This window comes from Ruegeria sp. CH10 (assembly GCF_056537125.1).
This window is the reverse complement of the sequence record NZ_JBQFQY010000001.1, coordinates 537,441-561,290: the sequence shown is the minus strand read 5'-3', so window position 1 is coordinate 561,290 and position 23,850 is coordinate 537,441. Positions and strand designations below refer to the sequence as shown.

At 59.1% G+C, this 23,850-nt stretch carries 21 protein-coding genes and 2 tRNA genes; 13 read left to right on the top strand and 10 right to left on the bottom strand.

The genetic code is table 11. The features are described 5' to 3' along the window. Nucleotides 1–157: 157 nt before the first annotated feature. Genes ACRZ94_RS02805 through ACRZ94_RS02775 form a run of 7 tightly spaced genes read left to right on the top strand, consistent with a single transcriptional unit; the run spans nt 158 to nt 7,535 of the window. Nucleotides 158–1,519: a V-type ATP synthase subunit B gene (locus ACRZ94_RS02805; RefSeq protein ID WP_480796621.1), complete on the top strand. Its 1,362-nt coding sequence runs from the start codon at nt 158–160 to the stop codon at nt 1,517–1,519. Further along, entirely contained in the window at nt 1,497–2,102 is a 606-nt protein-coding gene (locus tag ACRZ94_RS02800; protein WP_480796620.1) for a V-type ATP synthase subunit D, read from the top strand. The genes ACRZ94_RS02805 and ACRZ94_RS02800 overlap by 23 nt, the downstream gene beginning before the upstream one ends. Next, complete coding sequence (locus ACRZ94_RS02795) at nt 2,099–3,895, top strand: V-type ATP synthase subunit I (RefSeq protein WP_480796619.1); 1,797 nt, start codon at nt 2,099–2,101, stop codon at nt 3,893–3,895. Before ACRZ94_RS02800 ends, ACRZ94_RS02795 begins: the two co-directional genes overlap by 4 nt. Next, nucleotides 3,892–4,335, top strand: coding sequence for an ATP synthase subunit C (locus ACRZ94_RS02790; protein ID WP_170324458.1), 444 nt, complete (start codon nt 3,892–3,894; stop codon nt 4,333–4,335). Before ACRZ94_RS02795 ends, ACRZ94_RS02790 begins: the two co-directional genes overlap by 4 nt. Continuing rightward, nucleotides 4,335–5,012: a hypothetical protein gene (locus ACRZ94_RS02785; RefSeq protein ID WP_480796618.1), complete on the top strand. Its 678-nt coding sequence runs from the start codon at nt 4,335–4,337 to the stop codon at nt 5,010–5,012. The genes ACRZ94_RS02790 and ACRZ94_RS02785 overlap by 1 nt, the downstream gene beginning before the upstream one ends. Nucleotide 5,013: 1 nt before the next feature. Next, nucleotides 5,014–5,697, top strand: coding sequence for a hypothetical protein (locus ACRZ94_RS02780; RefSeq protein WP_480796617.1), 684 nt, complete (start codon nt 5,014–5,016; stop codon nt 5,695–5,697). Then, on the top strand, nt 5,694–7,535 hold the full coding sequence (locus ACRZ94_RS02775) for a V-type ATP synthase subunit A (RefSeq protein WP_480796616.1): 1,842 nt from the start codon (nt 5,694–5,696) through the stop codon (nt 7,533–7,535). Before ACRZ94_RS02780 ends, ACRZ94_RS02775 begins: the two co-directional genes overlap by 4 nt. 6 nt (nt 7,536–7,541) lie before the next feature. Here the strand turns inward: ACRZ94_RS02775 and ACRZ94_RS02770 are convergent. From ACRZ94_RS02770 to ACRZ94_RS02745, 6 genes are all read right to left on the bottom strand, one after another. After that, nucleotides 7,542–7,616 (bottom strand) — tRNA-Glu (locus tag ACRZ94_RS02770). A gap of 22 nt (nt 7,617–7,638) precedes the next feature. Then, nucleotides 7,639–7,713 (bottom strand) — tRNA-Glu (locus ACRZ94_RS02765). A 97-nt stretch (nt 7,714–7,810) separates the two neighbouring features. Continuing rightward, the gene (gene recJ, locus ACRZ94_RS02760) at nt 7,811–9,553 is read right to left on the bottom strand and encodes a single-stranded-DNA-specific exonuclease RecJ (RefSeq protein WP_480650449.1); all 1,743 of its coding nucleotides are present in this window, start codon (nt 9,551–9,553) and stop codon (nt 7,811–7,813) included. 93 nt (nt 9,554–9,646) lie between these two features. Beyond that, complete coding sequence (glpX, locus tag ACRZ94_RS02755) at nt 9,647–10,627, bottom strand: class II fructose-bisphosphatase (RefSeq protein WP_480650450.1); 981 nt, start codon at nt 10,625–10,627, stop codon at nt 9,647–9,649. Nucleotides 10,628–10,695: 68 nt separating this feature from the next. Next, entirely contained in the window at nt 10,696–11,982 is a 1,287-nt protein-coding gene (locus tag ACRZ94_RS02750; protein ID WP_480796615.1) for a homoserine dehydrogenase, read from the bottom strand. 127 nt (nt 11,983–12,109) lie between these two features. Further along, a complete protein-coding gene (locus ACRZ94_RS02745) occupies nt 12,110–12,385 on the bottom strand; it encodes a hypothetical protein (protein WP_480650452.1) in 276 nt (91 codons plus the stop codon). A gap of 72 nt (nt 12,386–12,457) precedes the next feature. On the opposite strand from ACRZ94_RS02745, the gene ACRZ94_RS02740 reads away from it, so the two are divergent. After that, entirely contained in the window at nt 12,458–13,045 is a 588-nt protein-coding gene (locus ACRZ94_RS02740; RefSeq protein WP_480650453.1) for a TetR/AcrR family transcriptional regulator, read from the top strand. Between the two features lie 5 nt (nt 13,046–13,050). On the opposite strand, the gene ACRZ94_RS02735 is transcribed toward ACRZ94_RS02740, so the two are convergent. Further along, nucleotides 13,051–13,962: a pirin family protein gene (locus ACRZ94_RS02735; protein WP_480796614.1), complete on the bottom strand. Its 912-nt coding sequence runs from the start codon at nt 13,960–13,962 to the stop codon at nt 13,051–13,053. A 158-nt stretch (nt 13,963–14,120) separates the two neighbouring features. Here ACRZ94_RS02735 and ACRZ94_RS02730 point away from each other — a divergent pair, with 158 nt between their 5' ends. Continuing rightward, the gene (locus tag ACRZ94_RS02730; protein ID WP_480650455.1) at nt 14,121–14,585 is read left to right on the top strand and encodes a hypothetical protein; all 465 of its coding nucleotides are present in this window, start codon (nt 14,121–14,123) and stop codon (nt 14,583–14,585) included. Here the strand turns inward: ACRZ94_RS02730 and ACRZ94_RS02725 are convergent. Genes ACRZ94_RS02725 through ACRZ94_RS02715 form a run of 3 tightly spaced genes read right to left on the bottom strand, consistent with a single transcriptional unit; the run spans nt 14,582 to nt 17,522 of the window. Then, on the bottom strand, nt 14,582–15,214 hold the full coding sequence (locus ACRZ94_RS02725; RefSeq protein ID WP_480650456.1) for a TadE/TadG family type IV pilus assembly protein: 633 nt from the start codon (nt 15,212–15,214) through the stop codon (nt 14,582–14,584). The two genes, ACRZ94_RS02730 and ACRZ94_RS02725, sit on opposite strands and share 4 nt — an antisense overlap. A gap of 2 nt (nt 15,215–15,216) precedes the next feature. Continuing rightward, nucleotides 15,217–15,747 (bottom strand): TadE/TadG family type IV pilus assembly protein, encoded by a 531-nt coding sequence (locus ACRZ94_RS02720; protein WP_480650457.1) that lies wholly within the window; start codon nt 15,745–15,747, stop codon nt 15,217–15,219. Further along, on the bottom strand, nt 15,744–17,522 hold the full coding sequence (locus tag ACRZ94_RS02715) for a TadE/TadG family type IV pilus assembly protein (RefSeq protein WP_480650458.1): 1,779 nt from the start codon (nt 17,520–17,522) through the stop codon (nt 15,744–15,746). Before ACRZ94_RS02715 ends, ACRZ94_RS02720 begins: the two co-directional genes overlap by 4 nt. A gap of 328 nt (nt 17,523–17,850) precedes the next feature. Between ACRZ94_RS02715 and ACRZ94_RS02710 the strand changes: the two genes are divergently transcribed. The 4 genes from ACRZ94_RS02710 to rpoD all read left to right on the top strand — a co-directional run bounded on the left by ACRZ94_RS02710 (nt 17,851) and on the right by rpoD (nt 23,843). Beyond that, entirely contained in the window at nt 17,851–19,281 is a 1,431-nt protein-coding gene (locus ACRZ94_RS02710; RefSeq protein ID WP_480650459.1) for a Glu/Leu/Phe/Val family dehydrogenase, read from the top strand. A gap of 132 nt (nt 19,282–19,413) precedes the next feature. Then, on the top strand, nt 19,414–19,710 hold the full coding sequence (locus ACRZ94_RS02705; RefSeq protein WP_480650460.1) for a hypothetical protein: 297 nt from the start codon (nt 19,414–19,416) through the stop codon (nt 19,708–19,710). Nucleotides 19,711–19,790: 80 nt separating this feature from the next. After that, nucleotides 19,791–21,737 (top strand): DNA primase, encoded by a 1,947-nt coding sequence (gene dnaG, locus ACRZ94_RS02700; protein ID WP_480796613.1) that lies wholly within the window; start codon nt 19,791–19,793, stop codon nt 21,735–21,737. A gap of 114 nt (nt 21,738–21,851) precedes the next feature. Next, nucleotides 21,852–23,843 carry an RNA polymerase sigma factor RpoD gene (gene rpoD, locus ACRZ94_RS02695; protein WP_480650462.1) on the top strand — a complete coding sequence of 664 codons (1,992 nt, stop codon included), beginning with the start codon at nt 21,852–21,854 and terminating at the stop codon, nt 23,841–23,843. Nucleotides 23,844–23,850: the final 7 nt, after the last annotated feature.

The window sequence follows — 23,850 nt, the reverse complement described above, 5'->3', positions numbered from 1 at the left end:
TTTTAGTAAATGAAAAATTCCTGCGTCGCTAACGATGAAGACGCCCTCGGTTGCCAATTTTTGAATTCATTGTAAGCTGCAATGAAGATTATAGAATTTGCCGCTGACCGCTGCGGCGCTGATTATCTAAAATCACCTGGACGCATGAGGATAGCCAATGTCCCGTAGTCTGTTGAAATACACGCGTGTACTGGAAATTGTGGGTGACACGATCAAGGTCAGGGTGCCGGTGGACGGGACCTCGGACGCTGCGGTTCGATTCAATGATCTGGCGGTGATCGAGACGGTTGACGGCCATAAAACCTTGGCTCAGGCGATCTTCATCGACCGGGACGTGGTGACGTTGCAGGTGTTTTCCGGGACCAAGGGAATCTCGACCGAGGCGACGGCCACCTTTCTGGGCCATCCCATGCAGACGCCATATTCGGCCAACATTCTAGGGCGCGTTTTTGACGGGGCAGGACAGGCGATCGATGGTGGTCCGGACCTGTCATCCGAGCCGCGGATCGAGATTGGCGGGCCAACCGTGAACCCTGCGGAACGGGCGGTTCCGAACAAGATGATCCGCACCGATGTGCCGATGATCGATGTGTTCAACACGCTGGTCGAAAGCCAGAAAATCCCGATCTTTTCCGTCTCGGGCGAGCCGTTCAACGCGTTTCTCAGCCGAATCGGTATTCAGGCGGATGCCGATATTGTCGTCTTTGGTGGGCTGGGCTTGATCTTTGACGACTACCACACGTTCCGCACCTCGTTCGAGGATGCGGGCGTGTTTTCCCGCACCGTGATGTTCGTCAATCAGGCGATGGACCCTCTGGTCGAGCGGCTGTTGGTGCCCGACATGGCGCTGGCCGTGGCCGAGAAATTCGCGGTGGAAGAGGGCAAGCGCGTGCTGGTTCTGCTGACCGATATGACCGCCTATGCCGACGCAATGAAAGAGGTGGGGATCAGTCAGGAGCGCGTGCCCTCGCAGCGCGGCTATATGGGCGATCTCTATTCCCAACTGGCGCGGCGGTATGAAAAAGCGTGCGATTATGCCAAGGGAGGATCAGTCACGGTGCTGACCGTGACGACCATGCCCGGCAATGACGTGACCCACCCGGTGCCGGACAACACGGGCTATATCACCGAAGGGCAGTTTTACCTGCACTCGGGCGTAATCGATCCGTTCGGCAGCCTCTCACGCCTCAAGCAGAACGTGATCGGCAAGACCACGCGCGAAGATCACGGGCAGATCATGAACACGATGATCCGCTTCTATTCCGAAAGCCGGGATGCGGCACAGAAACAGGCGATGGCCTTTGATCTTTCGGACTATGATCACCAGTTGCTGAAATTCGGCGCGTTGTTCCGCAATCGGTTCATGGACATCAACGTCTCAATCCCGCTGGAAGACGCGCTGGATCTGGGATGGAAAACCCTGGCCGAGTGTTTCAAGCCTGAACAGCTGCTTATGAAGCAGGCTTTGGTCGACAAGTATTTCCCAAAGGACAGTGATGGCGCGGTTGCAGCTGAATAAATCGTCGCTGGCCCGCCAGCAGACGCAGCTGAAAAGCTATGAGAGGTTCCTGCCGTCGCTGGACCTCAAGCGCCAGCAGTTGATGGCCGAACGCGCCAAGGCCCGCGCGGATGTACACCGGCTGGAACAAGAGGTTGCGATCCTGGCCCAGCAGGTCGGGGCCAAACTGCCCATGCTGGCGCAGCAGGGCATTGATCTGGATGGTCTGGTTGAACTGAAGGACTACAAGGTCAAAGAGGTCAACGTTGTGGGCGTCAAGATGCCCGCGCTTGACCGGATCGAGGTTGCCGTGCGGCCATATTCGAAACTGGCCAAGCCGCATTGGGTCGATGCGGCTGCGCAATTGCTGCATGATATGATCGAGGCGCGTTTGCGCGTCAAAGTGGCCGAGGAGCGGGTAAAGATTTTCGACAAGGCGGTTGCCACGATTACCCAACGGGTCAACCTGTTCGAAAAGGTTCTGATCCCGCGCGCCAAGGCCAACATCAAGAAAATCCGCATCTACCTGAGCGATGAGCAGATGCAGTCGGTCGTACGCTCGAAAATCTCCAAGCGCAAACATGCGCAGGAGGCCGTGTCATGAGTGTTGCCCGCCTCAAGAAACTGTCGCTGGTCGGGCCTGCCGCTGAAAAGACCCCGACACTTGAGGCGCTGCAAAGGCTTGGCTGCATGCATGTTCTGCCGCTCGCGCCGCCCCCGGCGGAGCCGGAAAAGATCAGCGAACGCGGTGCAAAAGACGCTTATAAAGCGTTGCGATTCCTTGCGGATATTGCCGACCCCCGGCGCCAGATTCAGCGCGATCCAGCGTTTGATATGGACCAGTTCGTCGCCGATGTGGTGGACCTGATGCAGCGTACACGCGATATGACCGACCGGCGCGATTCTCTGGTCCATCGCATTGCGCAGGTGCGTCCCTGGGGCGATCTGGATTTCCCGCCCGGAGACGTTCTGGCGGGCAACCGGCTGTGGTTCTATCAACTGCCCCTGAAACATCGCGATGCGTTGCAAGGTCTGGCGGTGCCGTGGTCCATTCTGGAACAAGACCACCGCTTTGTGTACGCCGTGCTGATCGCACCGGATGAACCCGCAGATGACATCCTGCCGGTTCCGCGCACGCATACCGGATCGCTGCCCATCCACGAACTTGAAGCCCAACTGGAAGAGGCCGAAATCGCCATCGAAGCGCTTGAGGCCGAACGGGTTGCGCAGACCCGCTATCTGACGCTGATGCGCCGCAATCTGGCGGTTGCGGAAAGCGCGGCGGAACTGGCTCATGCGACGCAGAAGGTGCGCGATGAAGGGGCGATGTTCGCCCTGCAAGGCTGGGTGCCCGAGGACCGAGTGGACGCGGTACTGGATATGGCTCAGGCCAAGGGTGCCGCCGTTTTGATCGAAGAACCAGGACCTGACGACACTCCGCCCACATTGTTGGAGCAGCCGGAAAAACGCAGTGCGGCCGTGGACTTGGCGCTGTTTTATCAAGTGCCCGGTTACAAGGATTGGGACCCCAGCGTGATCGTTGCGGCCTCGTTCGCGTTCTTCTTCGCGATGATCGTGGCGGATGCGGGGTATGGGGCCGTGATCCTGCTGGGTCTGCTGCTGTTCCGGAAGCGGATGGACAAGATGGCCCAGCAAAGATCATGGCGGCGCTATGGGCTGGTCGTTTCAGGGGCCACGGTCGTGTATGGGGTTCTGGTTGGCAGCTATTTCGGCGTGGCTCCGGCGGATGGATCGATCCTTGGGAAACTTAAACTGCTCGACCTGAACAATTTCGCGGCGATGATGATGGTCTCGATTGTGGTTGGCGTGCTGCATCTGGTGCTGGCGAATGCGCTGGCCGCCCGCGCGGCGTGGGGGCAGCGAAAGGCCATCGCAAATCTCGGGTGGATCGCGGCGCTGATTGGCGGGTTTGTTCTGTGGCTTAGCTATATGAAAGGGGATAGCCCGACACCGGGCGCGGCCCTTCTGATCATCGGCATCCTGACGATCTTGTTGTTCTCAAGCGAGCGGGCGATCAAGAAACCCACCGACTGGCTGTGGCGTCTGATCGACGGCATTCAGGCGCTGGCCGGGGCGATGGGCGCGTTCGGAGATGTCCTCAGCTATATGCGCCTGTTTGCGCTGGGGTTGGCCTCGGCCTCGTTGGCGATCACGTTTAACGATCTGGCGATGTCGGTGATTCACGCGCTGAAAGGGCCGGGCATTCTGTTCGGTCTGCTGATCCTGATCATTGGCCATATTCTGAACTTCGCCCTCGCGATGATGAGCGGCGTCGTCCACGGATTACGTCTCAATTACATCGAATTCTATAAATGGGGTCTGCCGGATGAAGGCATCGTCTTTCGCCCGTTCGCCCGCAAGGAGGTTCAGGAATGAATGAGCTTGTTCTGACATTGGGTTGGCTGGGGATTTATGCACCCATGGCATTGGGTGCGGCGGCCAGTGCGATTGGCTGCTCGATCGCGGGGATGGCCAGCATCGGCGCGATGACCGAGACCGAGGGCGGCTATGGCCGGTTTGTCGGCGTCTCGGCCTTTCCCTCGACCATGGTGATCTATGGGATCGTCATCATGTTCACCCTGAACCGCGACGTAACCCCCGAAAACGCAGGTGGGTTGTTCGGGATCGGCATCCTGTCGGGCATCGCTTTGATGTATTGCGGCATATGGCAGGGCCGGGCCTGTGCAGCGGCGATCAACGCGACCAAGGAAAAGCCTGAAATCTTCGGCTTGTCGCTGGCCCCTGCGGCGATCATCGAAGGCTTTGGTGTGTTCGCCTTTGTCTTTGCCCTTGTCATCAGTGCGGGGATCAGCTGATGGCTCAGGATGGGATGATCTCTCATGGCGTTGACGCGTTGATCGACAAGCTGCGCAACGATGGGGTGGCTGCTGGTCAGGCCGATGCGGAGAAGCTGCGCGCCGAGGCCAAGGCAGAGGCGGCAAAGATACTGGCCGAGGCCAAGCGTGAGGCGGATGAGTATCAGAAAAAGGCCCGCAGCGACTCCGACAGCTATCGCGCGGCGGGTGAAGAGGCGCTGAACACCGCCATGCGCGACGCGGTTCTGACCATGAAGGCCGGTCTGACGGATCGGTTTCGTCAGGACGTCGAACGGCTGGTGACCAAGGAAATGGCGGACCCGGACCTGTTGAAACAGATGATCCTTGAGGTGGTCGGCCGTGCCGCCACCGAGGCAAAGCTGGACGGTCCGGTACAGGTCATCTTGCCCGCCAGGATCGCCACGCAGGAAGAGATCAAGCAGAACGCTGATGACATTCAGTCGGGCAAGCTGACGAAATACGTGCTGGGCCTGACTGCTGATATGTTGCGCGAGCAGGTCGAGTTGCACGCCGCGGACGATGCGCAGGATGGTATCCGCGTCCGGGCCGAGGATCAGGGCGTGGTGCTGGACCTGACCGACAAGGCCGTGGCTGCGCTGCTGATGGAGCACCTGCAACCCCGCTTCCGCGCGGTGTTAGAGGGGGTGATCCGCTGAGATGCCCAACCCCGACGCCTATATCGCGCTGATCAGCAGCCTGCCGGGCTCGGAACGGCTGTTTGTGGCCAAACAGCCGCCGTTGTCGCGTTTGCGGCTGGATCGCCGTCTGACTGCGCTGACCGCTGAGGATGCGCGGGTTTTGAAGGTTTTGGAACACGCTCTGAACTGGAGCGATTATGACATGGGTGTCACCGACGCTCAGGCGATTGAACGTTGCAAAGGGGCACTGGCCGACATTCCGCAACCGACCTTGCGGCAGGTTTTCACGGAACGGATGGACCTGCGCACGGCCGTCGCCGCGCTGCGCCTGCGCAGGCAGGGGGGCAGCCCCTCGACTGGCCCGTTTGGACTGGGTCGGTGGACCCGTCACATCCCGGCCAATTGGGGTGATCCAACGTTCAAGCTGGACGGTCCGATGCCTTGGATCAAAGAGGCGAAACTATTGCTGGATGCCGAAGACCCCTTGGGGCTGGAACGGCTGCTTTTGTCGGTCAGTCACAAGCAACTGAAACGGCACGCCGCGCGCCACTATTTCGATTTTGAGGCGGTGGCGATCTACGTGTTGATCTGGAACATTTTCGACCGCTGGGCGCAAAGCAATGCGCAGGACGCGGCCAAGCGATTTGAACATCTGGCGCAGCAGGCCATGGCCGATTTTGACTTTGAGGGAGCCTCAGCATGACCGCCCCAACCCCAGCCGACCAAACCACCACCGCCCGCGTTGTTTCGGTGCAGGAGGGGTTGGTACAGATACAGGCCAACACGGACGCATCAGGCCAGCCCGGGCAGTTGGTCAAGAACGAGGTGGTCTTTATCCTACCCACGCGCCCGGGTCCCGGTGGCCGTCAGGAACGTCTGAAGGCCGAAGTGCTGCGCGTGCGCAGCGATACCGCTGATGTGCAGGTCTACGAAAGTACCGACGGGGTGGCCGTGGGCGACCCTGTGGAACAATCGGGGCAGTTGCTGTCGGTTGAGCTTGGCCCGGGGCTGCTGGGGCAGGTGTTTGACGGGCTGCAATCGCCTTTGCCCAAGGTGGCCGCTGAGTTTGGCACTTTCCTGCCGCGCGGGGCGGATGTGGCCCCGCTGGATACGCAGGCCAAATGGTCGTTCACGCCCTCGGTCAAGGTCGGCGATACGGTCACCGCAGGCGACAGTATCGGTACGGTCCCCGAGGGTCATTTCAGCCACAAGATCATGCTGCCCTTCAACTGGGTCGGTGAGTACAAGGTGGTCTGGGTCCAGAAAGGCGCCGCCACCATCCACGATATCGTGGCACGGCTTGAGGACGTGCAGGGCGGTGAGCATACGCTGACCCTGTCGCAGAAATGGCCGGTGCGGCGGCCTCTGCCCGAAAGCATCCTGAAACGTGCTTTGTCCGAGCGGCTTTACCCGACCGAGCCAGTGCTGACCTCGCAACGTCTGATCGACACGTTCTTTCCCATCGCGCGCGGCGGAACGGCCTGTATTCCCGGCCCGTTTGGCGCCGGTAAAACCGTTCTGCAAAACCTGATCGCGCGCAACGCCAAGGTGGATATTGTGATTGTTGTGGCCTGTGGTGAACGCGCGGGCGAGGTGGTCGAGACCATCCATGAATTTCCCAAGATGACCGACCCGACCACCGGCGGCAGCCTGATGGACCGGACAATCATCATCTGCAACACATCCTCAATGCCCGTCGCCGCGCGCGAGGCATCGATCTTCACCGGTATCACGCTGGGTGAGTATTACCGTCAGATGGGCTATGATGTGCTGCTGATTGCCGACAGCACCAGCCGCTGGGCTCAGGCCATGCGCGAAACCTCTGGCAAGCTTGAGGAAATCCCGGGCGAAGAGGGCTTTCCCGCATATCTGGAAAGCTCAATCAAGGGCCTGTATGAGCGCGCGGGTGCAATGAAGACCAATGACGGCACCTTGGGCAGCCTGACCCTGATCGGCACCGTCTCGCCCGCGGGTGGGAATTTTGACGAGCCGGTCACGCAATCAACCCTGTCGACGGTCAAGTGCTTTCTCGGGCTGTCATCCGAGCGTGCCTATAAACGGTTCTATCCGGCGGTCGATCCGATGCTCAGCTGGTCGCGCTATACTGATCAGCTGTCGGACTGGTATGACAAAAACGCCGAACCCGGCTGGACCGGAAAGGTGCGCGATCTGATCGAACTGATCGAAAAAGGCGAACAAGTCGACCAGATGATGCAGGTCACTGGCGAAGAGGGCGTGACGATCGAGGACTTTGTAACCCAGCAAAAGGCGCTGTTCGTCGATATGGTCTACCTGCAGCAGGACGCGTTCGACAAAGTGGACGCGACCGTGCCACTTGAACGGCAGAGGATGACCTTCAAGCTGGTTTATGACGTAACCCAATCGACGGCCAGCTTTGCGGACAAGGCCGACGTTCGGCAGGTCTTTACACAACTGACGGGTTTGATGAAGAATTTTCACTATGCAGCCGAAAACACACCGGAATTTAAATCCTCATGGGACCAAATTCAGGACCTGTGCCGCGAGAAATTCGGAGTGTGACGGAAATGGTAGCCCGTAGGGGAATCGAACCCCTCTTTCCAGGTTGAAAACCTGGCGTCCTAACCGATAGACGAACGGGCCATTTAGGCCAAACAAGCACAAGTGGTAGCCCGTAGGGGAATCGAACCCCTCTTTCCAGGTTGAAAACCTGGCGTCCTAACCGATAGACGAACGGGCCACGCTGGCTTGTGGAGGGCCTTTTACGGTTTACCTCTGACCCCCGCAAGCCGAAAAATGCAAGGATGTGAAAGTTTTTTGGACCCCCGGAAGGCGCCTCATTTGGCCTCAGCCGCATCCTCTAGTCTAAGTTGCACCGATTGCCGCCCGCCCCATGTATTCACCTCAAGCCGTCCGGCGAAATGAAACCGCGCGCCGCCATGGTTGGACAGTTTTTCCCCCATCGGCCCGTCGAATGCGCCAAACGCAATAGCGTCCAAGCCGCCGCCCATCCCATCGGCCAGCGAGAGCTTCAGATGGGATTCGCCGACGCGCTTGGCGAATCTGATCTGAAGGTCTGGCAGAGCATAGCGCGGGGCAGGGGCGCTGGCCCCGAACGGACCGGCCTGTTCGATCTGTTCGATCAGGTCGATCGTGGCGGCCCCCGGCATCAGGGTGCCGTCCAGTTTCAGGTCCGCCGGGCCACCTTCACCCGCGCCCTGTTTGGCCAGCAATTCACCAAGTCGCTCCATCGCCGGCTCCAGTTTGTCGCGCATAACGGTCAGACCGGCGGCCATCTTGTGGCCTCCGCCCTTGACCAAAAGCCCCTCAGCCGCCAGACGCTGGATCGAGGCCCCCAGATCGACCCCAGTCACAGATCGGCCCGAGCCCTTGCCCTCATCCCCATCAAAGCCGATGACAATCGCGGGGCGGTTGGCGTTTTCTTTCAGGCGCGAGGCCACGATGCCGACCACGCCGGGATGCCACCCTTCGCCCGCCGCCCAGACCAATGGCGCGTCCAGCCCGCGTTCTTCCGCCTGTTCCAAAGCGGCTGCGCGGACAGCATTCTCAATGTCGCGCCGCTCGGTGTTCAGTTCGTCCAGCCGCTGCGACAGAGCCTGTGCTTCGTGGACCGATTCCGTGCTGAGCAACCGCGCACCCAAATCAGCCTGACCAATGCGCCCTCCGGCATTCACACGCGGCCCCAGCATGAACCCAAGGTGATAGCTGTTGGGGGCTGAATCCATTCTCGCCACATCAGACAGGGCGACTAGCCCGGGTCGCTGCCGCTGGGCCATCACCTTCAACCCCTGCCGCACCAGCGCCCGATTTGCGCCGATCAGCGGCGCGACATCCGCCACCGTTGCCAAAGCCACCAGATCCAACAAAGAGATCAGGTTGGGGCCTTTGGCCCCAGCCTCACGCAATTGCCGCCCGGCCTCAACCAGCATCAAAAAGACTACACCCGCCGCGCAGAGATAGCCCAGATCGCCGCTCTCATCCTGCCGGTTCGGGTTCACCACGGCCACACAGTCGGGCAGGGTCTCGGCGCCCAAATGGTGATCCAGTACGATTACATCCGCCCCCTTTGCAGCAGCAATGGGTTCGTGGCTGAGTGTCCCGCAATCCACGCAGATGATCAGATCGTGGCTGGCCGCCAGCTCCTGCATGGCGGGAACGTTGGGGCCATAGCCTTCGTCAATCCGGTCGGGGACATAAAGCGTCGCCTGCAGGCCCATCTGTCGCAGCCAGACCAACAGCAAGGCCGCCGAACTGCCCCCATCCACATCGTAATCCGCAAAAACCGCGATCCGCTGCCTCGCGCGCACCGCCGCCAGAAACCGCGTCGCAGCGGTCTCCATATCCTTCATGTCACGCGGATCAGGCAGCAGCTCTTTCAGTTTGGGCTCCAGAAACCCCGCAGCCTCCATCGCCGGAACACCGCGCCGTGCCAGCACCTGACAGACCGCGCGCGGCAGCCCTGCCTGCTGAATCAGAACCTCGGTTGCGCGTTCCACATCCGCCGAAGGACCAACCCAGCGCCGCCCGGACAAAGACTGTTCAACTCCAAGAAAACCCATGACCCGCCTCTGATATGACAAGGCCGGACCCTGCGCGGACCCGGCCCTTCTTCTCGTTTAAAATACGGCCGCCGGAGGCAGCGGCGCAAGCCGCTAGTTGTCGTGCGACCACATCGGCGTGCGGTAAGACATGCGACGCACCGAACCAGTTTTCGACCGCATCAGCAGGGTGGTGGTCTCAAGCCAGCCCGGCTCGCGCTTGATACGCGGCAGCAGCGATCCGCCGGTCACACCGGTTGCGGCAAAGATCACGTCGGCTGTCACCATCTCGTCCCGCGCGTAGATGCGGTCCAGATCGGTAATGCCCGCCTTGGCGGCGCGGCCGCGCTCGTCATCGTTGCGGAACAACAGACGGCCAAAGATCTGACCACCCATGCATTTCAGCGCCGCAGCCGCCAGAACACCCTCGGGCGCGCCGCCTTGGCCCATATACATGTCGATCCCGGTGACTTCGCTTTCGGCGCAGTGCATCACACCGGCCACGTCGCCATCGGTGATCAAACGGATCGAGGCACCGGTTTCGCGCACTTCGGCAATCATCGCTTCATGGCGGGGGCGCTCCAGAATGCAGACGGTGATGTCGGCAGGCGCGCAGCCTTTGGCTTTGGCCAGCGCTTCAACCCGTTCACGCGGACTCATGTCCAGGCTGACGACACCTTCGGGAAAGCCCGGGCCCACGGCCAGCTTGTCCATGTAAACGTCGGGGGCATGCAGCATCGAGCCGCGCGGGCCCATCGCAATCACGGTCAGCGCGTTGGGCATATCCTTGGCGGTCAGCGTGGTGCCTTCCAGCGGGTCCAGCGCGATGTCCACGCCGGGGCCATTCCCGGTGCCGACCTCTTCGCCGATATACAGCATCGGGGCTTCGTCCCGCTCACCTTCGCCGATGACCACGACACCGGCAATATCCAGCAGGTTCAGCTGTTCGCGCATGGCGTTCACAGCGGCCTGATCGGCGGCTTTCTCATCGCCGCGACCGACCAGAGAGGCCGAGGCCAATGCAGCCTGTTCCGCAACCCGCGCAAGCCCCAGGGACAGCAGGCGGTCGTTGAAATCTACTTTGGCAGCACTCATTTTGGCATCCTCAGGTCAGTAAAGGCGTTTTATTCGGCATAGCTTGCGTTTTGGGCGGGCTGCAAGGGTTAAACCTCTTCGATCCGCAATGCGACGGGGTCTCCGTCCACCACATCTGTCTCGCGCAGACCGTTCAAGGCGATGTCCAACGTGGCGCGCGTGGTCTTGTGGGTCACGATCAGCACTGGGGCGGTGCTGTCGGAATGCCCGTATTGACGCATCCGGTCGATCGAGACACCGGCATCGCCCAGAATGGCGGCGACTTTGGCCAGCGCGCCGGGTTTGTCCAGCAGGGCGAGGCGCAGGTAATACGGGGCGGGCAGGCCGGTGATGGCTGGGGCCGCGTCTTGGAGCGATGTGGCGGGGCGTCCGAAGGTCGGGATTTGCAGGCCACGGGCCAGATCACAGACATCGCCCATTACGGCGCTGGCTGTCGGGCCCTCACCGGCACCGGGGCCGCGCAGGACAACCTGTTCAACCGCGTCACCTTCGATCACGACCATATTGGTGCCGCCTTCCAACTGACCCAGGGCCGAGCCGCTGGGCACAAGGCAGGGCTGCATCCGCTGTACTAGACCGCGCGCGGTTTTCTGCGCCACGCCCAGCAGTTTGATGCGATAGCCCATGTCGTCGGCCTGATGGATGTCATCCAGACTGATCTGCTGAATGCCCTCAATCTCGATCCCGTCGAAATTCGGCTTGGTCCCAAAGGCGATCGAGGACAGCAACGCCAGTTTGTGCGCGGCATCGATTCCGCCCACATCCAGATTCGGGTCGGCCTCAAGATAGCCAAGCTCTGCGCATTCTTCGAACAGCGCGTTATAACCCAGCTCCTGCGATTGCATACGGGTCAGGATGTAGTTGCAGGTGCCGTTCATCACGCCCATGACGCGGGTGATCTCATTGCCTGCAAGCCCCTCGGTCAGGGATTTGATCACCGGGATACCGCCTGCGACGGCGGCCTCAAACCGGATCACGCGACCGGCGGCCTCGGCCTTTTCAGCGAGCTCTTGACCGTGGATTGCCAGCAGTGCTTTGTTCGCGGTGATCACATCCTTGCCACTGGCCAGCGCCGCCTCGACCGAGGCTTTGGCCGGGCCGTTCTCGCCCCCGATCAATTCGACGAAAACGTCGATGTCATCGCGCTTTGCCAGCGCAACCGGGTCCGTCTCCCAGGCATAATCCGAAAGGTTCACGCCACGGTCCTTGCTGGCATCGCGGGCCGAAACTGCAACGATTTCGATGGACCGGCCGGTGCGTGCCTGCAACAGATCCGCATGACGCCGTACGATCTTGACGACACCCACGCCGACCGTTCCCAAGCCCGCAATTCCCAGCCGCAGCGCCTGTGTCATCCCGTGGGTTCCTTTCGCTCGAAAATCTCATGGTATCGGGCCTGTCGCCCGTTCAGCGCTGCCTTAGCGGGTTCGGCGCGAGGGTGCAATGCGTCGCAGACCCGGACAGGGCCTTATTCGCAAAGGGTCAGTTGATTTCAGCGTCCTGAAGCTCTTGCGCCTTTTTCTCAAGCGCTTCGCGTCGTGTGTTCAGGTCTTCTTCGACGGCGGTGGCCTCTTCCACGGGATCAACCGTCGGACCGAGCGCTTCTTGAAGGGGAACCAGCTTGGGAAAGCGGGTCGTCTTGACGTCGGCCAGCTCTCGCCCTTCGAGCTCGGGGAAATTGGTGCATCCGGCACAGGCGAGGACAATAAACAGCAATTGCAGGGGCTTCATGCAGAACCCTTTCAAACTCGGTTGCATCGGTGATGCACCTTTTGGCGCGTTGGTTCAAGCGGGGTTCTATCTGAACAGACGTTCAGATACGGTGGGGCCATGGCACGCACGCAAGGTTCCCATTCCGATATTACAGGTCCCCGCATCCGCAAGGCGGCGCTGGCGCTGTTTGCGCGCCACGGGTTCGCCGCGGTCTCGATGCGTCAGATCGCGTCCGAGGTTGGCGTGCAGGCCGGTGCGCTGTACAACTATACCCCCGACAAGCAAAGCTTGCTGTTTCGGTTGATGCACGACCACATGCACGAGCTTTTGGCGGCCTATGTCGAGTTGCCGGAGGCCAAGAATGCGTCGGACGCGTTGCGGCAATTCGTGGGGTTCCACATCCGCTTTCACCTACAGCGCCCCGATGAGGTGTTCATCGCCTATATGGAGCTGCGCAATCTCACGCCTGAAAACTTCGCGGAAGTCGAAGCCTTGCGCCGCCGCTATGAGGACGCGCTTGAGGCAATCCTGCGCGCAGGGCAGGGGAATGGGGTTTTCGATATAACGGATACCAAAATCGCAACGCTGGCGGTCATCGCCATGCTCAACGGTGTCATGACTTGGTACCGCGCTGGCGGACGTCTGTCGCTGGATGAGGTTGAGCAGGTTTATTGGGACATGGTCCGCCGGTCGGTCTCGGCCTGACTGGTTTAATGCGCGGGGCGGATGAAGGTCCCGTTGCGCAGCTCACGAAAGGCTTGCTCCAACTCGGCCCGCGTGTTCATGACGATGGGGCCGTGCCATGCGACAGGCTCATCAATCGGCGCGCCCGAGATCAGCAGAAACCGCACGCCCTCAGACCCGGCCTGAACCGTGACCTCATCCCCGGTGCCGAACCGCACAAGGGTTCTGTCCCCGGACATGTCGCGGATGTTGACCTCTTGCCCGGCGACCTCTTTTTCCAGCAGGATACCAGCGGGTTGCGAAGCGTCTGCAAAGGCGGCCTGGCCCTGAAACACATAGGCAAAGGCGCGGCGGTGCGTGTCGATCCGAAAGGTCTTTTTGACCCCGGCGGGGATTGAGACATCCAGATATTGCGGGTCGGCGGCAATCCCGTCCACGGGGCCGACCTTCCCCCAAAACTCACCCACGATCACCCGCACCGTGGTGCCGTCATCATCGGTGATTTCGGGAATATCCTTGCCTTGCACATCCTGATAGCGCGGCGCGGTCATCTTTTGGGATGAGGGCAGGTTGCCCCATAACTGAAACCCGTGCATCTGGCCGGTTGTGTTTCCGCTTGGCATTTCCTGATGCAAAATGCCGGACCCTGCGGTCATCCACTGGACGTCTCCGGCCCCCAGCGTTCCGCTATTGCCCAGCGAATCCGAATGCGCGACCGACCCGGCCAGAACATAGGTAATGGTCTCAATCCCGCGATGCGGGTGCCAGGGAAACCCGGCCTGATAATCCTGAGGCCGCTCATTCCGGAAATCATCAAACAGCAGGAACGGGTCCAACTCGGACGGGTCCTGAAAGCCGAACGCGCGGTGGAGTTTGACGCCGGCACCCTCCATCGTGGCGATAGCTTTGCGGGTTTCCAGTACGGGACGTAGGGACATGATCGGCTCCTGTGCTTACGCAGCAGCATCTAAGGGGCACAGGCGATCCGTCAATCCGCAGAAAAGAACGGGGTATGTGCGAAAATCCGTGACAGATTCGGCCTCTGTCCTTTTGCGGGTAAAGCCGCTAAACCAAAAGAAAATCAGCAGGGGGTCCCATGCAGGAAGATGTTCTGGCTGTCATTAAGCCGTCGCCCGCCCGACGTGGTCTGGGTGTGGCGATGCTGGGCTTTGTGGGCCTTATGGTCTTCTATGTTGTCCTTGCGCAGCCACCTGCGTTTGGGTGGCAGGTTTTCCTGATCGCGGTCGGTGGCGCGGCATTCTGGTTGGCCTACCGCATGTGGACCGCGACAAACGACTGGATCGAACTGACTCGATCCGAGCTGAGAACCGGGGCAGGGCAGGTCATTGCCAAAATCGAAGATATTGAGGGTATCGACCGTGGTGTCTTTGCTTTCAAACCATCAAACGGGTTTTTGGTGAAAACACGTAAGCCGGGCCCGAACAGTTGGGCGCCGGGCCTTTGGTGGCGTCTTGGACGCCGCATTGGTATCGGCGGAATGACAAACGCCGCCGAAACCAAATTCATGACCGAAGTGCTTCAGACTATGTTGGCAGATTAACCTGCCGTCGCCACGGCGACTGAACCGTTGTCACAAAACACGGGCGACACATTTCCAGGGACCAAGGGAACAAAACGCGGTCGGGTATATACGAACGTGTCGAAGGTTTGATCCGGTTCCAGCCAGGTCGTTGTGAGCGACGGAATATAGTCGTTTGTGGTTTCAACAAGGATCAAACTGTCCAATTCCGCCATCGGAGGCAGCCTGTTGCTCAGTTGATCAACGTTGTCGTTGGTCCAGTTTTCGTCGTACCCACACCGTGTCGCCCATTCCACAAAGTGACGCGGCTCGTCGCTATTAGAGCTTTCGTCCTTTTTGAACGTGATGGAGGTCAAACGCATTTCCAGCGGCGAATTGTTGTCCAGAATGCGATAGAACAGCAGATACATCGACGCGGCATAGGCGTCATTGATCGGGACTTCACCGCCTTCGCGCGAGATCAGGTCGCCCACCGTGTAGGCCGCCTTGAGGTTTATGGTGCTCTCGCGGAAGGCATCGAAATACGTGTAAGTTAGCGTAATGGCCCAGACAAAAATCGGAAACGTCAGCACGGCTTCCAGTGACAAGCTGCCATGCTCACGTCGTTTGAAACGGCTCAAGAAGCGTTTTATTCTTATTGCTGTAAGCATAATCAAGGCTCCTGAACAAAGGCGGTCGTCGCGGTGAGCTGGACAAATCCATCGTCGCCACTCACGGCGCGACCCATGTTCGTTGTCGGAAATACCGGGTCAACTTTTGCACATGCACGCAGGACCATAAGTTTGTTTGAACCACCGGTTTGGAAGTCGCGGACCGGCGTTACCTCTTCTGCCCTGTCCACACAGTCCGGGGTGGGCGGCAGGTTGATACCTGCATAAGGGTCCTGAACAATCATTTCCAACTGCAAGTTTTGCGAGCAGTTGCGGACCACGACGGTTCTGTTGCAGATGGCATCCTTGATGTCATCATGCGTCACGCTGGGTGCCGTCCCCAAGCGTATGTCACGCACGACCACATCCATGGAATGTTCGATCATCGCCTGCTGAATTGTCACCAAGGCATACTCGACGACACTCAGGATAAAGAAGGCGTATAGAGGGAAGATAATAACGAATTCGACTGTCAATGAGCCGTCTTCAGAACGTTTGAAACGCCTTATTCTCCGGAACATGTTGCGGATCATTGCGTGAGCCTCAGGCGCTTGATGTTTGTGGCGATGACCTCGAAGACCTGCGTGAGGGAAAGGTTGTCTTCACCCAGATTGCCATTGGCGTTGACTTCGAAAAAGAACCCCGCTCCGCTTGAACAGTTTCTCATCGCAGTCACGCCAACATCCGGCGCTTCGAAAGCGATACCATAGACTTCAACATCCCGGCCCTTGATCGCAGTACAGGTTTGTTGCAACCGCGTGTCTTTGTCTGTCCTGCTGGTCGTGGAAAACGCGTTTGAGTACCAGTTGGTATTGTTGTTGGGCTCCTGGGACATGTTGTATGCCGCATTCCAGTCCAGGCTCACCATATTCCACAGTTGCGGATAGGTCAGACGTACAGATTGGTCAGCAAATTCACCTCCAAAAGGTTCTGCGTGCCCTCTTGTGTTTCGCCGGGTGTAGTAGAACTCGCGTGGGTTCTCTGCGACAAGAACACTGAATTCACCGGAGCGGGTGATGTCTCCGAAACGTTCACAACCCCACCACCTTCTTCTTACGCATTCGCGCCGGGTATGTTGACCTGCGTTGGGGTTGAACCAAACATCTGACAGACCGTCCCGCAAAGATTCGTCCAGAATCCAGTTTTCGGTGTTTTCACCATCGGTCATCACAATCATGATCTTTTTGACGTTGCCTTCGTAGGCCACCGGACGGTTGTCAAAAATCGCGGGAACGACTTTTTTGGGTTTCTGGTCCGTACCAGCGACGTTGCCAGTATCTGGGTCAATGACTTCGTTCGGGTTGGCGTTCTGTCTGGACAGTTGGTCGATGACCGACTGAAACTGAGGATCAAGCAGAGCAGCACCCCATTTCACGCCAATATCAATCGAGGTGTTGCCACCGGGACTCATGGCATTGATCTGATCATGCAAATCCGAAATGACGTTCGTTACGGGCGTAATATCGCTGCCTGCGCGGGTGGGGCAGACTGAAGTGCGATGAAATTCGTCCGCGTAGTCGTCCCCATAGTTGCGATTGTCGAAGTGCGCAGTACGATTCAGGCTTGCCGATGGGTTAACCCCCGGCTCGCGGAACTGAGAGTCCCGGAAGTCCACACAATGCGAATAGCTGTGTTCGGTTGTGACACCCGACATTTGGTTCAGGATATTTGCGCCCGCACTCACCTGATTGTTGTATGGCACGATTGAGATCGAAATCTTGTCGGGGTTTTCCTTTTCATACATCGTATTGACGAATTGAATGGCTGCTTCTTGAAGTGCGGCCATCTTTGACTTGTTCTCGGTCGCCGATGGCCAACTCATTGAACCTGACATATCCAGAACAAGAGATATCTCGATCGAGCCGACGGACTCCTCCGCAACGCTGGTCACATTGGCCGTCAGCGAATCCGTCCCAAAGAACCGCATGAAATGAGTTCTTACTTCGACTTCGGCATTTGCGGTCACCTTGCGCGAGCCGATGTCCTCGACGACAATCGGCTCTTTCGTCAGGTCACCCCGGACCCCGGACTTTTCGATGTAGGCTTTCACAACGTCTTTGGGTGGCAGCGTCTGCTTGACGTTCGCCGCGGCAAGCACGGCGCGGTCCAGCGTCGCCTGCAGGTCTGCGCGGTCGCGCTCAAAGTTCATAATGTCCACGCCGATGCCAGCGGTGCCCAGAATAACGATGAACCCCAGAACGACAAAAATCGTGAACACGCCGCCATCTTCATCGCGGGAGAATTGACGCGCGAATGCGACGGTGCTTTTGAGTTTCGTAATGCGGCTTTTAAAAACGCGCGTAATCATAGTGCCGACCTCGCTGAGCAGACATCCAAACTGCTAAGGAAATATTAACTCTCAGAAAATTAACGCCGAATCATGGCGGGATTTAGGCAAAAAAGCCGCTGAGCTGGCCCATTTACAGGAAAAAGCGGGATAATTTTGGGGCGTTGATGGGTTCTGTTGTCGTCTGGGCGACAATCTAAGGCTGGTCCTGAAACACTGGCGACTCACAGTGGTTTGAAATCTTTCTGCCTGAGTTTTCGAGTTTTTTTTGTGCTTAATTATTGATCGTTAACGCATAGGGTGCGACAAAACGGCAGAACGCAAGTCGTTCGTCGGCACGGAGGTTTAAATGACGGCCAAAAATGAACCCAGCTTTCGCGAGAGTGTGGACCTGATGTTTAACAGGGCGGCGTCCCTGATGGATCTGCCGCCCGGGCTGGAGCAGAAGATACGCGTTTGCAACGCCACTTACACCGTGCGTTTTGGTGTTCGCTTGCGCGGTGACATTCATACTTTCACCGGGTATCGCTCGGTCCACTCCGAGCATATGGAGCCGGTCAAAGGCGGTATTCGTTACGCTTTGGCCGTGAACCAGGATGAAGTTGAAGCGCTAGCAGCGCTGATGACTTACAAATGTGCCCTGGTCGAAACGCCGTTTGGCGGATCGAAGGGCGGGTTGTGTATCGATCCGCGCCAGTATGAAGAGCATGAGCTTGAGCAGATCACGCGTCGCTTTGCCTATGAGTTGGCCAAACGCGATTTGATCAATCCCTCGCAAAACGTGCCGGCCCCCGACATGGGTACGGGTGAGCGCGAGATGGCCTGGATGGCCGACCAATACGCCCGGATGAACACCACGGACATCAATGCGCGGGCCTGTGTCACGGGCAAGCCGCTGAATGCGGGGGGCATCGCCGGGCGGGTCGAGGCCACGGGCCGCGGTGTGCAATACGCGCTGCGTGAATTCTTCCGTCACCCGGAGGATATCCAGAAAGCGGGCCTGTCAGGCAAGCTGGATGGTAAGCGCGTCATCGTTCAGGGGCTCGGCAACGTGGGCTATCACGCTGCCAAATTCCTGAGCGAAGAGGACGGCGCGATTGTGACCGGCATCATCGAATGGGATGGCGCGCTGTATAATCCGGACGGTATCGATGTCGAATCCGTTCGGCAGTGGATCGTCAAACACGGGGGTGTCAAAGACTATCCCGACGCGACCCATTCTGCCGAGGGTGCAGCCGTGCTTGAGGAAGAGTGCGATATCCTTATCCCTGCGGCGCTTGAAGGGGTGATCAACCTGTCCAACGCGGATCGCATAAAAGCCCCGCTGATCATCGAGGCCGCGAACGGCCCGGTGACGGCTGGCGCCGATGAAATCCTGCGCAAGAAGGGCACGGTGATCATCCCCGACATGTATGCCAATGCGGGCGGTGTTACAGTGTCCTATTTCGAATGGGTCAAGAACCTGAGCCATATCCGCTTTGGCCGGATGCAGCGCCGTCAGGAAGAAGCGCGGCACGAGTTGATCGTCAGCGAGCTTGAGCGTCTGGACCGCTACCTGGGCGATGCGTGGTCGATGTCTCCGGACTTCAAGGCAAAGTACCTCAAGGGCGCGGATGAGCTTGAACTGGTGCGCTCGGGCCTCGATGACACGATGCGTATTGCATACCAGTCCATGCGCGAAGTCTGGCACAGCCGGGACGATGTCGAAGACCTGCGGACCGCGGCCTATATCGTGGCCATCGACCGGGTCTCGAAAAGCTACCGCGCCAAGGGTCTTTGAACACAGGCCGGGGCGGGTGGCATCATCTGCTCGCCCCGGTGCAACACGATGGCGCGAGGTGCAAAACGGGAATGGAAGGGGCGTCGTGCTGCGAGTAAGCTGCTGCGAAAGACATGATTCCCGGAGTTCCCAATGTTGCGTATCGCCCTTGCGGCCGTTTTTCTGGCCACCCCTCTGGCCGCTCAGGAAACCAAAGAGCAAAGCTGCCAATTTCAGGCCGAAGTTGTCGCGGCGATTCAGCAGGCGCGTCTGGACAAGGTCAAAGAGCGGGACGTACCGCAAGCGGTCGCAGATACTGGCCCGACCTGGCCCGAAAACTATAATGCCGCCATTCCACTGATTACGCCTTGGGTCTACGAGCAAAAGATGCGCGACGTCCGTAAGAAAGACCTCGGTGCCGCTTGGCTGGAGCTGTGCTTGCAGCAATAATCCACAGATAGGCCAATTCCCTGTGGACAACCGCGCGCCATCCCCTTGGCGTGCGTTTTCATTTCTGGCAGGTTTAAGCCATGTCTTTGCCCCCCGGATTTCTTGATGAGCTGCGCACCCGTCTGAGCCTGTCTCAGGTCGTTGGCCGAAAGGTCATGTGGGATCAGCGCAAGTCCAATCAGGGTAAGGGGGACATGTGGGCGCCATGTCCGTTTCACCATGAAAAGACGGCCTCGTTCCATGTGGATGACCAAAAGGGGTTTTACTACTGCTTTGGCTGCCACGCCAAAGGGGATGCGATCAGCTTTGTGAAAGAGACCGAGAATGTCTCTTTCATCGAAGCGGTCGAGATACTTGCGCGCGAGGCCGGGATGCCCATGCCGCAGCGCGATCCCAAAGCGCAGGAAAAGCAGGATCGCCGCACGCAACTGGCTGAGGTGATGGAGCAGGCGGTGCAGTTCTTCCGCCTGCAACTCAAAACCGGGGCAGGGGGGGCTGCACGTGACTACCTGACCCGTCGGGGCCTGGACGCGCAGGCGCTGGACCGGTGGGAGATCGGTTTTGCCCCCGATGGCTGGCAGAACCTGTGGGATCATCTGACAGGCAAGAACGTGGCCGAAGACCTGATCCTGGGGGCCGGTCTGGCCAAGCCCTCGAACAAGGGTAAGAAACCTTATGACACGTTCCGCAACCGGATCATGTTCCCGATCCGCGACCCGCGCGGGCGCTGTATCGCGTTTGGCGGGCGGGCGATGGACCCCAATGACAACGCGAAATACCTGAACTCACCCGAGACCGAGTTGTTCGACAAAGGCCGCAGCCTCTATAATCACGGCCCCGCGCGACAGGCGGCGGGGAAGGGGCAGCCGCTGATCGTGGCCGAAGGGTATATGGACGTGATTGCATTGGCCGAGGCCGGGTTTGGTGCCTCGGTTGCGCCACTGGGTACCGCGATCACCGAGCATCAATTGCAATTGCTCTGGCGGGTTTCAAACGAGCCAATCATCGCGCTGGATGGCGACACGGCGGGCCTACGCGCGGCGATGCGGGCGGTTGATCTGGCGCTGCCGCTTCTGGAGGCGGGCAAGTCTCTGCGCTTTGCCCTGATGCCCGAGGGCAAAGACCCCGATGATCTGCTGCGCGCCGAAGGGCCGGGGGCCGTTCAAGCCGTACTGGAAGGCGCGATGCCCATGGTCAAGCTGCTGTGGCAGCGCGAGACCGAGGGCAAGGTGTTCGACAGCCCGGAACGTAAGGCTGCACTGGACAAGGTACTGCGCGACAAGATCAAATTGATCCGCGACCCTTCGATCCGGTCGCATTATGGACAGGAAATCAAAGACCTGCGCTGGCAGCTGTTCCGCCCGCAACGCCAGCCGCAGAACCGCCCCTGGCAACCGCGGGGCAAGTGGCAGCCCAAACCCGCGGCAACTCCGGGCGCGCGCGCCTCGTTTCTGGCCTCGTCCGAAGGGGCGGAAATTCAGCTGCGTGAGGCGGCGATTCTGGCCATCGCAGCCCTGAACCCCGAGGTCGTGGTTCAGTTCGAACAAGAACTGGATGACATGGAATGTCGCGATCCCGATCACGCGGCGCTGCGGGATGCCATCTTGCGCCATGCGATTGACGATCCCGAGAACCTGAAAGACCACATTGCAGAAACTTTGGGACCCGAGACCCTTGAAAACCTGCTGGCCCTTCGCCATGTCGCAGTGATCCCTTGTGTGTATAAACCGGGCGATGTCGAAAAGGCGCAGATGACTCTGGCCGAGGAACTCGCAAAGATCAAAGCTCTCAGGGGGTTGGACGCAGAGATTGCCGAAGCCGAGGAGGAACTGTCCGAGCTGGCAGATGAGGCGCTGACATATCGGCTGGCCCAGGCCGCCGAAGAGCGCAATCGCACAAGCCGAAGCCAGAACGAAGACAGGGCGATATTCGACGTGGCCGACAACGGTGCGCGAATCAACCGCGACGAGAAAGACGCGTTTCAGGCAATCATGTCCGGTATCAATTTCGAGCGGAAACGCCGGTAAAGTGGTGTTTTCGTAAGGCACTGGAAAAGAAAAACGGGTAAACGGGTGGCCGAATCACTTCTACGCGCTAATGATTCGGACCTAACGAATCACCCATCCCTGCAGGAGCATTGAATGGCCGCCAAGGATACCAACGAAGACCGCAAATCCGACGAGCAGGAACAGGAAATCTCGCTGGACATGAGCCAGGCCCAGGTCAAGAAGATGATCGCCGAGGCCCGCGAGAAAGGTTACATCACCTACGACCAGCTCAATCAGGTTCTGCCGCCTGATCAGGTCAGCTCGGAACAGATCGAGGACGTGATGTCGATGCTGTCCGAGATGGGCATCAACATCATCGAAGATGAAGAGGCCGAGGAAGAAGAAAACAAAGGCTCGACCGAACTGACCACGACCGAAAGCAACCGCGAGGTTGCGCTGGCCGGGGCGGCGACCGAAAAGCTGGACCGTACCGACGACCCTGTGCGCATGTACCTGCGCGAGATGGGCAGCGTCGAACTGCTGAGCCGCGAGGGCGAGATCGCCATCGCCAAGCGGATTGAGGCTGGCCGGAACACCATGATTGCCGGTCTGTGCGAAAGCCCGCTGACCTTCCAGGCGATCACCATCTGGCATGACGAATTGTTGTCCGAAGACATTCTGCTGCGTGACGTCATCGATCTGGAGGCCACTTTTGGCAATCAGTTGGACGAAGACGGCGATGTGGAAGAGCCTGTGGTCGACACGTCAGCTGTACAGTCGAACAAGCCCGCCAAAGAGGACACGGGCCCTGAGCTGGATGCCGACGGCAACCCGCTGAACACCGACGATGACGACGACGAAGACGATCAGGCCAACATGTCGCTGGCCGCGATGGAAGCTGCGCTGAAAGATCAGGTTCTGACGACGCTGGAGCGGATCTCGACCGATTTTGCGATGCTGTCGGAAATGCAGGACAGCCGGATTTCGGCCACACTGAACGAAGACGGCACCTTCAGCGAAAAGGACGAGGCGACTTATCAGAAGCTGCGCGCCGAGATCGTGGAACTGGTGAATGGTCTTCACCTGCATAACAACCGGATCGAAGCTCTGATCGACCAGCTATACGGCATCAACCGCCGTATCATGTCTCTGGACAGCTCAATGGTGAAGCTGGCGGATCAGGCGCGGATCAACCGCCGCGAGTTCATCGACGCCTATCGTGGCCGCGAGTTGGACCCGAACTGGCTGTCGGATATGGCGGAAAAGCCGGGCCGGGGCTGGCAGATGTTCATCGAACGCTCGACCGCCAAGGTTGAGGAACTGCGCAACGACATGGCTCAGGTCGGTCAGTATGTCGGGCTGGATATCTCTGAGTTCCGCCGCATCGTGCAGCAGGTTCAAAAGGGCGAGAAAGAGGCGCGGCAGGCCAAGAAAGAAATGGTTGAAGCCAACCTGCGCCTGGTGATCTCGATTGCCAAAAAGTACACGAACCGCGGCCTGCAATTCCTTGATCTTATTCAGGAAGGTAACATCGGCCTGATGAAGGCGGTGGACAAGTTTGAATACCGCCGCGGCTACAAGTTCTCGACCTATGCGACCTGGTGGATTCGTCAGGCGATCACGCGGTCTATCGCGGATCAGGCACGCACGATCCGTATCCCGGTCCATATGATCGAAACGATCAACAAGCTGGTTCGGACTGGCCGCCAGATGCTGCACGAAATCGGCCGCGAGCCGACGCCGGAAGAACTGGCCGAAAAGCTGCAAATGCCGCTGGAAAAGGTCCGCAAGGTGATGAAAATCGCCAAGGAGCCGATCAGCCTCGAAACGCCGATTGGCGACGAGGAAGACAGCCAACTGGGCGATTTCATCGAGGACAAGAATGCCGTGCTGCCTCTGGACAGCGCCATTCAGGAAAACCTCAAGGAAACCACCACACGGGTTCTGGCCTCGCTTACCCCGCGCGAAGAACGGGTGCTGCGGATGCGGTTTGGCATCGGCATGAACACCGACCATACGCTGGAAGAGGTGGGTCAGCAGTTCAGCGTGACCCGCGAACGTATTCGTCAGATTGAGGCGAAGGCGCTGCGCAAGCTGAAACATCCCAGCCGGTCGCGAAAGCTGCGGTCTTTCCTGGATCAATAAAACCAAG